8 protein-coding genes, 1 tRNA gene and 1 riboswitch are annotated in these 12,697 nt (G+C 63.1%); of the genes, 1 reads left to right on the top strand and 8 read right to left on the bottom strand.

Features of this window, described 5'->3' with window-relative positions; all coding sequences use genetic code 11:
* Positions 1 to 63 precede the first annotated feature (63 nt).
* The 5 genes from DNK49_RS02390 to DNK49_RS02370 all read right to left on the bottom strand — a co-directional run bounded on the left by DNK49_RS02390 (position 64) and on the right by DNK49_RS02370 (position 8,363).
* Positions 64 to 139 (bottom strand) — tRNA-Lys (locus DNK49_RS02390).
* A gap of 53 nt (positions 140 to 192) precedes the next feature.
* Positions 193 to 1,323: an AI-2E family transporter gene (locus DNK49_RS02385; RefSeq protein WP_110522698.1), complete on the bottom strand. Its 1,131-nt coding sequence runs from the start codon at positions 1,321 to 1,323 to the stop codon at positions 193 to 195.
* 68 nt (positions 1,324 to 1,391) lie between these two features.
* Complete coding sequence (locus DNK49_RS02380; protein WP_110522697.1) at positions 1,392 to 3,947, bottom strand: EAL domain-containing protein; 2,556 nt, start codon at positions 3,945 to 3,947, stop codon at positions 1,392 to 1,394.
* A 354-nt stretch (positions 3,948 to 4,301) separates the two neighbouring features.
* Positions 4,302 to 5,507, bottom strand: a complete 1,206-nt coding sequence (locus DNK49_RS02375; RefSeq protein ID WP_110522696.1) for a ribonucleotide-diphosphate reductase subunit beta — start codon at positions 5,505 to 5,507, stop codon at positions 4,302 to 4,304.
* Positions 5,508 to 5,510: 3 nt separating this feature from the next.
* Positions 5,511 to 8,363: a ribonucleoside-diphosphate reductase subunit alpha gene (locus DNK49_RS02370; RefSeq protein ID WP_110522695.1), complete on the bottom strand. Its 2,853-nt coding sequence runs from the start codon at positions 8,361 to 8,363 to the stop codon at positions 5,511 to 5,513.
* 162 nt (positions 8,364 to 8,525) lie between these two features.
* Positions 8,526 to 8,740: riboswitch (cobalamin riboswitch) on the bottom strand.
* A 238-nt stretch (positions 8,741 to 8,978) separates the two neighbouring features.
* Here DNK49_RS02370 and DNK49_RS02365 point away from each other — a divergent pair.
* Positions 8,979 to 10,106 (top strand): enoyl-CoA hydratase/isomerase family protein, encoded by a 1,128-nt coding sequence (locus DNK49_RS02365; RefSeq protein WP_110522694.1) that lies wholly within the window; start codon positions 8,979 to 8,981, stop codon positions 10,104 to 10,106.
* 36 nt (positions 10,107 to 10,142) lie between these two features.
* Here the strand turns inward: DNK49_RS02365 and DNK49_RS02360 are convergent, their stop codons facing one another.
* Genes DNK49_RS02360 through queE form a run of 3 tightly spaced genes read right to left on the bottom strand, consistent with a single transcriptional unit; the run spans position 10,143 to position 12,696 of the window.
* On the bottom strand, positions 10,143 to 11,249 hold the full coding sequence (locus tag DNK49_RS02360) for a YeeE/YedE family protein (RefSeq protein WP_110522693.1): 1,107 nt from the start codon (positions 11,247 to 11,249) through the stop codon (positions 10,143 to 10,145).
* A 42-nt stretch (positions 11,250 to 11,291) separates the two neighbouring features.
* Complete coding sequence (gene queC, locus DNK49_RS02355; protein ID WP_110522692.1) at positions 11,292 to 11,984, bottom strand: 7-cyano-7-deazaguanine synthase QueC; 693 nt, start codon at positions 11,982 to 11,984, stop codon at positions 11,292 to 11,294.
* A 46-nt stretch (positions 11,985 to 12,030) separates the two neighbouring features.
* Positions 12,031 to 12,696, bottom strand: a complete 666-nt coding sequence (gene queE, locus DNK49_RS02350; RefSeq protein WP_110522691.1) for a 7-carboxy-7-deazaguanine synthase QueE — start codon at positions 12,694 to 12,696, stop codon at positions 12,031 to 12,033.
* Position 12,697: the final 1 nt, after the last annotated feature.

Below are 12,697 nucleotides of genomic sequence, written 5' to 3'. Positions count from 1 at the left end.
CTGTCGCCGAAAGCAAAAAGGGCCTTGGTTGCCCAAGACCCTTGATTTGCTGACTTAATTCGGTGGTAGGCCGTGCGGGATTCGAACCTGCGACCAACGGATTAAAAGTCCGCTGCTCTACCAGCTGAGCTAACGACCCCCGAAAGAGTGCAAAATTATAATGGTGAATTTTTCTTCGGTCAAGAAATCTGCTTATCGATCGATGTTGCCGCGCATCTGCTGGTTTGGAACAGGATCGGCTTGGGCGGGTAAGTTGGCCAAGGGAAGCGGGGTCGATTGCACGCCCAGCAACCATTCACGCCAGACAGCGACCAACAACGCCATCAGAACGGGGCCGACGAAAAGCCCCACCAGTCCCATGGTCTGTACGCCGCCGACAAGGCCAAAGAAGGTGGGCAGGAAGGGTAGCTTTACCGGCCCGCCCACCAGCCGTGGGCGCAGGGTCTTGTCGACGATGAACAACTCGACCGTTCCCCAGATGAATAGCCCGACGCCTGCGGCAAGCGAGCCCGAGCCAACGAGATAGAGCGATACCAAGGTGAAGCTCAGGGGTGCGCCGCCCGGAATCAGGGCCATGAAACCCGTGACGACGCCGAGCAACACCGGGGACGGTACGCCGGCGATTGCGTAGGCAATTCCAAGCACCACGCCCTCTCCGATCGCAATCAGACCCATGCCGGTGACCGTAGCGCTGACCGTTGTCGGTACGACACGCGAGAACCGTTGCCAGCGAAGTGGCAGGATGCGTTCGCCTGCAATATCGAGCTGGGCGGCGATCCGCGCACCGTCCTTGTATACGAAGAACAGCGTGATCAGCATGAACAACAGCGTCAGTGCCAGATGAAACAGGTCACGGGTTGCGGCAAGTGCGGTGCGGTAAATGTCTCCCAGGTGTTCGCCACTGAGCAGTTGTACCCAGTGGCCAAGTGCGTTGGGCTGGCTCAGGTGCTGTCGCCAGTATCCGGCGAGACGCTCGCCGATCATCGGCAGGGCCTCGATCCACTGCGGTGGCGGCGCGCCCATCCGGTTCGCCTCCAGCACCCAGCGTACAAACCCGCTTGCTTCGTCGAGTGCATAGTGCAGGGCGATCGAGAGCGGAGCGATCAGGGCGCAGATGACCACCAGCAGTGCGATGGTCGCCGCCTGTGTCGTGTTGCCATTGCAGGTCTGGACCACCCGGCGATAGAGCGGCCAACTGGCAAAGCCGATGATCAGCGCAGCAAGCACGGGGACCAGAAAGCCGCCGAAGAAGTAGACGCCGGCTGCGAAGATCAGTAGCAGCAGGACGCGTACGATGAGTGGGGCTTGGAGTACGGGCGGCATGGCGTGTGGCAAAGTGGCTTGAGTGCCCGACTATACCCGAGCGTGCGAAATACACAGGGTGTGTGGGCTCAGGATGTTGCGTCGGCGCGAGCCTGCAGCCAGCGCTCGAGAGCGGGGGCCGGCAGCGGTGGCGAGAACAGGTAGCCCTGCGCGATATGGTAGCCCTGCGAGCGCAGGATGCTCCGTTGTGCAGCGGTTTCGACGCCTTCTGCAACCACCGTCAGGCGCAGGCTGTCGCCGATACGGATGACTGCATGGGTCAGGGCACGGGTTGCGTGGTCATCGTTCAGGCTGCTGACAAAGCTCTTGTCCAGTTTCAGCTCGGTGACCGGTAGCTGGCGCAGATAACCCAGGCTGGAGTAGCCAGTGCCGAAGTCGTCCATCGCCAGCCTGACGCCTTGAGCGTGGATCTCGGCAATGGTTTTCAGGGTACTGGGATGGGTATCCATCAGCACGCTCTCGGTGATCTCCACGGTCAGGTCGGACGGCGCCAGTGCATGCGCGCGCAGCGTTTCGGCAATCGCACGGGGCAGCTCCAGGTTATGGAAGTTGGTTGGAGACAGATTGACCGACACGGCCGGGATGACCAGGCCTCGGCTGCGCCAGTCCGCCAGTTGGCGGCAGGCCTCGCGCAGCGCCCATTGGCTTAGGGCTCCGATCAACCCGCATTCCTCTGCGAGTGGGATGAAACGCACCGGCGAAATGTTGCCAAGTTGCGGATGCGTCCATCGTGCCAGGGCTTCTACGCCATAGAGCTGGCCGCTCTCGAGGTCGAGCTGAGGCTGGTAATGCAGTTGCAACTGACCTTTTGACAAGGCCTCGCGCAGTGCGGCTTCAAGCGCCAGTCGTTCCTGCGCAAGTGCATTCATCTCGTCGCTGAAGAAGCTGAAGCGCCCTCGCCCGCCGCCTTTGGCTTGATACATGGCCATGTCTGCGTGATGGAGCAGGGTTTCCATGTCCCGCCCGTTGTCCGGAAACAGGCTGATGCCGATGCTGGCTGATGGAGTCAGCACCACGTCACCAAGCTGGCAGGGGGTGCTGAGCGCGGCCAGCAAGCGCTCGACCGTATCGGTTGCACGTGCGCTGTCGCACTGAGTCAGCACGACGACGAACTCGTCGCCCGAAAGGCGTCCGACAATGTCGGCGTCGCGGACCTCGTCCTGCAGACGCCGGGTCGCAATCCGCAGCAGTTCATCGCCAGCAGGGTGGCCGAGCGAGTCGTTGACCTGCTTGAAGCGGTCGAGATCGATGAAGAGCACAGCCAGCGGCTCGTCATTGCGCGCTGCACGTGAAATGGCCTGATCAGCGTGAGCGTGCAGAAGGCTGCGATTGGGCAGGCCGGTCAGGGGGTCATAGAACGCCAACTGGCGGATGCGGGCTCGGCTTTCCTCGCGTTCCAGGGCCAGTGCGCATAAGTCCACACAGACCTCGACCAGTCGCTCGTGCAGGCGGTCAGGTCCGCGGCATTCCTTGAAGTAGAAGGCAAAGGTGCCTAGTACGCGGCCATCGTGCGCCTTGATCGGACTCGACCAGCAGGCCTTGCGGCCCAGTGGCAGGATCAGGTGCTTGTAGTCTGCCCAGAGCGGATCGCGCGCGATGTCCGTGACCAGAACTGGCTCGCCGCGAAATGCAGCGGTTCCACAGGAGCCGGCATTCGGACCGACTGGGGCGCCGTCGAGCGCGTGCGAATAGGAAGGCGGCAGGCTGGGGGCTGCCAGCGGGCGCAGGCGTTGGTCATTGTCGACACGCAGGATTGTTGCGGTGATCTCCGGGGCGACATGCTCCACCTCGGTACAGACCAGGTTCATCACCTCGGTCAGTGATGCCTCACGGGCCATGGCCGCCAGCACCTTGTGCTGTAGCACTTCGTGCATCTTGGTATGGGTGATGTCGGTCAGGATGCCCACGGTATGACTGCGCCCGCCGCCTGGGGCCGCAATTGGGTTGAGCACCATGGAACACCAAAGCGGATGGCCCGTACGGTCGCAGACCAGTTCATCGGAACGGAAGCTGCGACCAAGGCTCAACTCCGTCTCAATGTCATCGAAGTGGCGGCGCGGGCAGCAAGGGTGGGCAAACAACAGGGATTGCGGCCGTTGTCCGCGGGCTTCGTCCAGCGACCAGCCGAACAAGCGGGTGAAGCCGGTATTGACGTGCAGGATGCGTTCCTCCGCATCGGTCACGATCACGGCGTTGTCGGTTTCGTTCAGGCACAAAGACATCAGCTTCAGGGTTTCATCGAGTTGGCGCCGCTCGGTGATGTCCTTGACGAATGCGGTATAGAGCGTCTTTTCGGGCATGCGGATGCGCGAGATCGACATCGAACCCCACACGATGCAGCCATCCGCACGCTCGATCGGTAACTCGATACTGCTGCCCACGATACGGTCTATGCCTGTGTCGCGATTGGCCTGGATGAAGCCATCGTGCTGGGCGCGAATCCCGGCCGGTACCAGCATGGCAACATTCCGCCCCAGCACCTGTTCGCGTGGCCGCCCCCACAGTCGCTCTGCGGCTGCATTGAACAGGATGACATGATTGTGCTCATCGATCATCACCACTGCATCCACTGCCTGCTCCAGCGTCTGGGTCAGCAGATCGGCCGCGTTCGTCATTGTGTGCATGGGAAACCTGTCTTTTGTGCTTGCTTTTCAGATGACCGTTTTGCGCCTGAATACAGCTTGTTTCCGGGCATCTGCATATCTTGCGCTCAATCGAGTGCAGGCGTCATCCATACGACCCGTCTTTACCTCCGGGATGCGCATCGGCAGTACTCTGACACCACAGTCGGTCACTACACGTATTCCGCGCTGGCACCTGCGGCACAAAGGAAGCCGCTCGACCGCAGGCAACAAGGGGGGCTCCCGGCCCCACGAAGGGCGGCGCCAGGTTGAAGAAGCAGGGAAGGATAGCCGTGACCGCGGGCTGGGGCTGTCGTCGGGAGATGGCCGACGGGGCAAGTCGGCCATGGTTGCCACTCAGTCCCAGCTCAAGGCCCCACCCGTCTGATACTCCGTCACCCGGGTTTCGAAGAAGTTCTTCTCCTTGCGCATGTTGGCCTGTTCGTCCAGCCACGGTAGCGCGTTCTCTGCACCCGGATAGGGTTCGGTCAGGCCGAGCTGGCGTGCCCGGCGGTTGGCGATGAAGCGGAACTGGGCCATGTGCTGGCTGGCGGAGTAGCCCAGGATGGGGTCGCGCAACAGGTAGCTGGCGTAGGCACTTTCGCAGGCTTCGGCCTCTTGCCATAGCTGGGTGATGGCGTGTGGGTCCAGTTCCAGTTCTTCTTCGGCGATCAGGGTGCGGACGACGCGGATGCCGAAGGCGCAGTGCAGTACTTCGTCACGCATGATGTACTGCAGCTGTTCGGCTGTGCCCTTCATCAGGCCTCGGCGCTGCAGGGCGAAGATGGGGGTGAAGCCATTGTAGAACCAGCAGCCTTCGAAGATGCCGGCGAAGAACAGGTAGGAGAGGGCGAACTCGTGCAGGTTGTCGCGCTTGCTCAAGTCGAAGTCCGAGCGCATGACGCGCTCCAGACGACGGTTCGCGAGCGCGATCTTGCCGTGGATTTCGGGGACGACGCGATAGCGGTTGTAGATTTCCTGCTGATCCAGGCCGATGGTTTCGATGCAGTGCTGGTAGGTCCACGTGTGCAGGGCCTCTTCGTACACTTGCCGTGCCTGGTAGATCTGCAGTTCGGGGGCGGTCATCTTTTCCATCACTGCCAGGCCGATGTTGCGCATGGCCAGGATGTCGGAGGTGGTGAGGTAGGACAGCACGTTCTCGAACACATGGCGTTCGGCCGGCGTCAGTTTGTGGTGATAGTCGTGCACGTCCTGGGCCATGGAGATTTCCAGTGGCGTCCAGTGGTTGCGGTTGGCATTGAGGAAGAACTCCCAGGCCCAGGGGTATTTGAAAGGGGCGAGCTGGTTGATGTCGCCCTGGCCGTTGACCACCCGTTTGTCGCTGGCGCGCACGGCCGCCAGCGCACCCGGGCGCGCGTCCGGCGCAAGCAGGGCCGGGTTGCGGGTGGCATCGGCGTCCAGTCCGGGGCGGCCATCGGTGAGGGCGGTTTCGGTGTTGCCGATCTTGGTCAGACCCGTTGCAGCGGCGTGTTGCGCCGACGTGGGGTGCGGCGTGTGGGTGGGGGCAGGGGTGTCCCAGTCGTTGAAGTTGAAGGCACTCATTATTTACTGGCAGGCTTCGCAATCGGGGTCGAGGATGGAGCAGGCCCTGGGGGCGATGCTGACAGAGGCTGCGTCCGTACGTTGGTCAGGCTGGGCCTGGTCATGGGGGCTTCCGGCGCTGGTCTTCTCCATGGTGGTGGCGCCCAGGGTGCGCAGGTAGTAGGTGGTCTTGAGGCCGCGCAGCCAGGCCAGGCGGTAGAGCTCGTCCAGCTTTTTGCCGGAGGGCGCGGCCACGTACAGGTTCAACGACTGTGCCTGATCGATCCATTTTTGCCGGCGCGAGGCAGCTTCCACCAGCCAGGCGGGGTCGATCTCGAACGCGGTGGCATAGCGTGCCTTGATATCAGCGGGGATGCGGTCGATGGGGGCGAGCGAACCGTCGAAGTATTTCAGGTCGCCCACCATGACTTCGTCCCACAGGCCCAGGGCCTTGAGGTCGCGCACGAGGTGCGCATTGACGACGGTGAACTCGCCCGACAGATTGGATTTGACGTAGAGGTTCTGGTAATCCGGCTCGATGGACGCGGACACGCCAACGATGTTGGAGATGGTGGCGGTGGGGGCGATGGCCACGCAGTTGGAGTTGCGCATGCCGTGCTGGGCGATGCGCGCACGCAGGGCGTCCCAGTCCAGTGTCGCCGAGCGATCGACTTCGACCAGCGCGCCGCCACCCTCGCTCAGGCGGCCGCGGCCCTCGGCCAGCAGCTTGAGGCTGTCCAGCGGCAGGATGCTCTGGTCCCACAGGCTGCCGCGGAAGGACGAATAGCGGCCACGCTCTTCAGCCAGCTCGGACGATGCCCAGTAAGCGTGGTAGCAGACCGCTTCCATCGAGCGATCGGCGAATTCAACCGCGGCGTCACTGGCGTAGGCCAGACCCATCACATGCAGCGCATCCGAGAAGCCCATGATGCCGAGACCGACCGGGCGATGGCGGACGTTGGCGGCCCGTGCCTTGGGGGTGGCGTAGTAGTTGATGTCGATGACGTTGTCGAGCATGCGCATTGCGGTACGCACGGTACGGCGCAGCTTGTCGGTGTCGAGGCGCCAGCTGTCGTTGCCGTTGCTGTCGGTATCGCGCACCAGATGGGCCGGCAGGTTTACCGAGCCGAGATTGCACACCGCAGTCTCGGTGTCCGAGGTGTTCAGGGTGATTTCGGTGCACAGGTTGGAGCTGTGCACCACGCCCATGTGTTGCTGTGGCGAGCGCAGATTGCAGGCATCCTTGAAGGTGATCCAGGGGTGGCCGGTTTCGAACAGCATGGTCAGCATCTTGCGCCACAACTGCACCGCAGGAACGCGCTTGACGAGCTTGATTTCGCCACGTGCGGCCTTGTCCTCGTAGCTGCGGTAGGCGGTTTCGAAGTCCTGCCCGTAGCGTTCGTGCAGGTCAGGGGTGTCAACGGGCGAGAACAGCGTCCATTCGGCGTTTTCCATCACCCGTTTCATGAACAGGTCGGGAATCCAGTTGGCGGTGTTCATGTCGTGGGTGCGGCGGCGTTCGTCGCCGGTGTTCTTGCGTAGTTCGAGGAATTCCTCGATGTCCAGGTGCCAGGTTTCCAGGTAGGCACATACCGCCCCCTTGCGCTTGCCGCCCTGGTTGACCGCCACTGCGGTGTCGTTAACCACCTTCAGGAAGGGGATCACGCCCTGGCTTTTGCCGTTGGTGCCCCGGATCAGACTGCCGAGCGCACGTACCGGGGTCCAGTCGTTGCCCAGGCCGCCGGCAAACTTCTGCAACAGGGCGTTTTCCTTGATCGACTGGTAGATGCCTTCGAGGTCGTCGGCCACTGTGGTGAGGTAGCAGGAAGACAGTTGTGAATGGCGGGTGCCACTGTTGAACAAGGTTGGCGTACTGCTCATGAAGTCGAAGGACGACAGCAGCATGTAGAACTCGATGGCGCGTGCCTCGCGGTCGATCTCGTTGAGCGCCAGACCCATGGCCACGCGCATGAAGAAGGTCTGCGGCAGCTCGATGCGTGTTTCATCCACATGCAGGAAGTAGCGGTCGTACAAGGTCTGCAGGCCGAGGTATTCGAACTGATGGTCGCGCTGGGCGTCGAGTGCGGCAGCCAGACGGGCGATGTCGTATTCAGCCAGGCGCGGGTCGAGCAGGCCGGCCTGGATGCCGCGGTCGATGGCCTGCGGGAAGTAGCCGGCATAACCTCGCTCCGGGTCTGCCATCTCGGTCTGCGAGGTCTCGCGGCCCAGCACTTCCACCCGGATTGCTGCCAGCAGCAGGCGGGCGGCCACAAAACCGTAGTTGGGCTCGCGCTCGATCAGGGTGCGGGCGGCCAGCACCAGTGACTGGCGCACGGCGTCGATCGGCACGCCATCGTAAAGGTTGTGCATGGCATGTTCGAGCACCGTGTCGGCTGATACGTCGTCCAGTCCCGCGCAGGCCTCGCGGCACATCGCCTGCAGCCCGGCGACGTCGAGCGGACGACGGTGGTCGCCGTCGATGACGTGAAGCACGGTCGTGACCGTCGGGTCGCCTGTGTGGGCGGCCCTTTCGGCGGCGCGCTCGGCCGAGCGGCGCTCGCGGTACAGCACATAGGCGCGGGCGACGTCATGCTCGCCCGAACGCATCAGTGCCAGTTCGACCTGATCCTGGATGTCCTCGATATGTACCATGCCGCCGTCGGGCAGGCGGCGGGTCAGGGCCTGCACCACGGTGTCGGTAAGCTTGCCGACAATGTCGCGGATACGCGCCGATGCAGCACCCTGACGCCCTTCGACGGCGAGAAAGGCCTTGGTCATTGCAACGCCGATCTTGCTGGGGTCGAAGGAGACCACCGCGCCGTTGCGGCGGATGACCTGGAAAGCGGCTAAGGTTGGGTCGATCGGGAATCGGTCCATGGGGGCGTGTCCTCGGGCAGCGAAATGAACGTTGCGATCGGTGCGCGTGGCATCACCCTGGCAGCCGTGGCGCACGGTGTGCGCGGGCAGCGGACGACGACACGAAGGACAAGTGAAATGGACTGGACCATGCCTCTTGCTGGGGGACACCCCGCCCCGAACGCGTTGAAAGGATGTCGGGCAGGTCTCCTGGCTTTCGGGTCGTCGTCCTTCGCCGGCCTTCCCGGAGAGTGCGGAGCACCCGTCCAGTGGCACGATGTGGCGGCGGACTCGCCGATTACAGTTGCGGGGGCAGCCCCGGATTTGACGCCTGATGGTGTCTCACCGGATTCCCTTGCCCGACCATCGTCGGGCAGCCTCGACGGGCTGAACCTTACGTCGGCTTGATAGGCCCGTCAAGCCTGGCGTTAATATTGACCTACTACTCGTAGTTTATGATGGCTTTGATGTGACTACATTTTGTGTTTCTGTGCGGCGCGCTTGCCAGCCCGGGTGAGGCTGGACTGGCGTGCTCCTGTCGCCCGGCATCTGAGTCGATGGCATAGTGGAGGCCTGTTGCGGTGCACCGCCCATGATGTGCGCCCCTCTGCCTGACCTCACCCGGAGAAACCCCAGATGAACGATTGCGTGCTGTTGCGCGAGATTCCCACGGCCTGCGGCCGTCGTTTTGGCCATGCCACCCTGAATGTGCCGGCCACCCTGAATGCCCTGTCGCTGGAGATGATTGACCGACTGGCGCCGCAACTTGACCGCTGGCTGGCCGACCCGGCCGTGGTCGGGGTAGTGATCGACGGAGCTGGCGATCGCGCCTTCTGCGCTGGGGGCGATGTGCGCGCATTGCAGCGCGAGATTGTCGCCGCACGTGCCGCCGGAGCCAGTGCAGCCCCTGCGGTGGTGCCGGCCTTCTTCGAGCGCGAATACCGCCTGGACTACCGCATCCATACCAGCCTCAAGCCCATCCTGTGCTGGGGTCACGGTGTGGTCATGGGGGGCGGCATCGGGCTGATGGCGGGCGCTTCACACCGCGTTGTCACCCACCAGACGCGTATGGCAATGCCGGAAATCACCATCGGACTGTATCCCGATGTCGGCGGCAGCTGGTTCCTGAACCGGATGCCCGGTCGTACCGGGCTGTTCCTGGCGCTGACCGGTGCGCAACTCAATGCGGCAGATGCCCGTTTTGCCGGGCTGGCTGATTTTGTTCTGGCACAGGCTGATCATGATGCCGTGCTGTCGGCCTTGTCGGCTACCTGCTGGAGTCGCAACGCGGACAGTAACCACAACAACCTCAGCCGTCTGCTCGATGAGATGTGCGATGAGGAAGGCCTGTCCCCATCCAGGCTGCGGATGCATTACGACCGCATCGACACGGTGATCGGGCGCCGTGGTCTGGATGCCATTGTGCCTCGCCTGCAGGCGCTGGCAGCGGACGCCGACCCCTGGCTGGCGACCGCAGGCAAGACGTTTGCGCACGGTGCGCCGTCGTCCGCGGTGCTGTCCTCGCTGATGCTGCAACGCGCTCGCCATCTGTCGCTGGCCGAGGTGTTCCGGCTGGAATACCGGGTATCGGTTGCAGCCACGATGGCACCGGATTTTGCCGAGGGGGTACGCGCCCTGCTGATCGACAAGGATCGCGCACCGCGCTGGCAGGACGACTCGGTGAGCGCGGTGGATCGCGCCCGGATCGAGTCCTTCCTGGCGCCGGGCAAGGAAGGCAGTCATCCGTTGGCCGATCTCGAATAACTTGCCGGGGCGGGAGGTGCCGCTGAGCGCCTCCGTTCAAGCCTCGCGCATCATCTGCCAGTACTGGACCTTCATCGTCACCACGGCGCCGGCGATGATGGCCAGTGTCGTCAGGATGGAGCCGATGGCCAGCGTCGAGAAGCCGGTAATGCCTTGACCGATGGTACAACCCAGCGCGGTGACACCGCCGAAGCCCATCAGGACGGCACCAACCAGATGGCGCACGAGATCGTCTGCGGTGTGGAAGCCTTCGAGGCGGAAGCCCTTGCTGAGCAGGGCGTACAGCGCAGAGCCGACAACGACGCCAAGTGCGCTGGCGATGCCGAAGGTCAGTACGCGGCTGCTGTCGCTCCACAGCATCAGCAACTCCAGGGTATAGGCGACGGGCGCGACAAAGGTCAGCGACTCGGCACGGCCACTGTTGGTGGCGATGAAGGCCTCTTCCAGTGTCTCGGGATGCTCTGCGACGTAGCCGATATGACCGGAGACGTACCAGCCTGCAACGGACAGCGCGCCGATCACCAGGCCGCCGATCAGCACGTCGCTACGCCAGGCGTCGCGTCGTATCAGGGCGGCAAGCAGCAGGCCACCGCCAATGACTGCAGCGGCAATGAGCAGGGCAGTGTCTGCTTCCAGCCCCGCGTGGGTGAGGAAGGCGGGGATGTCCTGGCCATGATCGAGATCGACTGCAACGCTGTCCAGGAGGCGTACCCGCCACACGGCAAAGAGGCCGCGCATGGTCATGTAGGCGCTGATGCCGAGCACGATGAACACAACCAGCGATTTCAGGTTTCCGCCACCGATGCGGATCAGCGTCTTGCTGCCACAGCCCGACGCCAGCGTCATGCCGATGCCGAAACAGGCGCCGCCCACGATATGGGAGAGCCAGGTCAGCTTGCCGGTGGTGTAGATTGACTTGGAAACGTCGAGCATGCCGGCCAGGCCAAGCGCGGCGGTGCCAAGGATGGCGGTGGCGATGGCCAGCATCCACATGCGGGCGCGATTCCAGTCACCGATATTGATGACGTCCGATACCGCACCCAGGGTGCAGAAATGGGTTTTGTTGCCGATGAATCCAAATACGACGCCCACCGCGAAGGCGAGCGAGGTGATGGTGGCGGCAGCGACCAGGGGTTCTTCCATGATGCAGGTCCGTTGCAGGGCGACCCGCGATTCTATTTGAAATCAGCCGTTTCTGTGCTGATAAGGCGTTGGGTCCGGCAGGCCGGCAGCGTCGAAGCCGGCTCGGCGCAGGCGACATGCGTCGCATCGCCCGCAGGCACGGCCACTGTCGTCTGCCTGGTAGCATGACACGGTGAGGCCGTAATCCACACCGAGCGCACTGCCGCGGCAGATGATGTCGGCCTTGGAGAGTTCAATCAGTGGTGCATGGATGCGCAGTCCGTGACCTTCGACCCCGGCTTTCGTGGCCAGGTTGGCCATCGCCTGAAAAGCCTCGATGAAGGCCGGTCGGCAGTCGGGATAGCCGGAATAATCCACCGCATTGACGCCGACGAAGATGTCACGGGCATCCAGGACTTCTGCCCAGGCCATCGCGATCGACAGCATGACCGTATTGCGTGCGGGCACGTAGGTGACCGGGATGCCGCCAGTATCGCCGTCCTCCGGTACGGCGATGCTGGCATCAGTCAATGCAGATCCGCCGAACTGCCCCAGTTCGACCCGGGCCAGGCGGTGCTCCCTGGCGCCGAGCGCGTCGGCAACACGCTTGGAGGCGGTCAACTCGGCTGCGTGACGCTGACCGTACGCCACTGACAACGCGTAAGTCTCAAAACCCATGTCACGGGCGATGGCGAGGCAGGTGGCTGAGTCCAGTCCGCCTGACAGCAGGACGACGGCGCGAGGGGTGGTGTTCATGAGAGGGGCTCGGTGATGCTGAGGAGTGGCTTATGGTACGACGGGATCAACGCCCGCGAGCGTCGTTCCACAGCACTTTGTGCAACTGCAGCTGAAAACGCACAGGCAGGCGATCGCGGACGATCCAGTCGGCGAGTGTTGAAGGCGCCAGGTCGCCGGCAACGGGGGACAGCAGCACGGTGCAGCGCCTTGCAAGGTCGTACTCGGCGATGCGGGCACACGCCCACTGGTAGTCGGCTTCGTCGGCGAGCACGATCTTGACTTCGTCGCTGGGTCTGAGACAGGCGATATTCTCGAAGCGGTTCTTGTCGACCTCGCCTGAACCCGGTGCCTTCAAGTCCATGATGCGGGAGACACGCGGGTCGACGCCAGCGATATCGAGGGCGCCGCTGGTTTCCAGCGATACCGAATAGCCGTCATCGCACAAGGCGCTCAACAGCGGTAGGCAGGATTTCTGTGCGAGTGGCTCGCCACCTGTGACGCAGACGTGTTGCAGACCGTGGCGTGCGACTTCGTCAATGACGGTCTGGACGGTCGAGGCCTCACCGCCCTGAAAAGCGTAGGCAGTATCGCACCAGGTGCAGCGTAGCGGACAGCCGGTCAGGCGGACAAAGACCGTAGGCAGACCGACGCGGGTGGACTCGCCCTGCAATGAAGCAAAAATTTCGGTGAGCCGCAGCTTGGCGGCTCGATCTGCAAGCGAAACAGCCATG

This window comes from Parazoarcus communis SWub3 = DSM 12120 (assembly GCF_003226565.1).
GTDB classification, from domain to species: domain Bacteria; phylum Pseudomonadota; class Gammaproteobacteria; order Burkholderiales; family Rhodocyclaceae; genus Parazoarcus; species Parazoarcus communis.
The sequence above is the reverse complement of the archived record's forward strand: the minus strand, read 5'-3'. Positions and strand labels throughout refer to the sequence as shown.

Excerpts from the sequence above, each read along its gene's own strand:
- DNK49_RS02365 (WP_110522694.1), top strand. The coding sequence starts at position 8,979 with ATGAACGATTGCGTGCTGTTGCGCGAGATTCCCACGGCCTGCGGCCGT.
- queE (WP_110522691.1), bottom strand. The coding sequence starts at position 12,696 with ATGGCTGTTTCGCTTGCAGATCGAGCCGCCAAGCTGCGGCTCACCGAA.
- DNK49_RS02385 (WP_110522698.1), bottom strand. The coding sequence starts at position 1,323 with ATGCCGCCCGTACTCCAAGCCCCACTCATCGTACGCGTCCTGCTGCTA.
- DNK49_RS02370 (WP_110522695.1), bottom strand. The coding sequence starts at position 8,363 with ATGGACCGATTCCCGATCGACCCAACCTTAGCCGCTTTCCAGGTCATC.
- DNK49_RS02360 (WP_110522693.1), bottom strand. The coding sequence starts at position 11,249 with ATGGAAGAACCCCTGGTCGCTGCCGCCACCATCACCTCGCTCGCCTTC.
- DNK49_RS02380 (WP_110522697.1), bottom strand. The coding sequence starts at position 3,947 with ATGCACACAATGACGAACGCGGCCGATCTGCTGACCCAGACGCTGGAG.
- DNK49_RS02375 (WP_110522696.1), bottom strand. The coding sequence starts at position 5,507 with ATGAGTGCCTTCAACTTCAACGACTGGGACACCCCTGCCCCCACCCAC.
- queC (WP_110522692.1), bottom strand. The coding sequence starts at position 11,984 with ATGAACACCACCCCTCGCGCCGTCGTCCTGCTGTCAGGCGGACTGGAC.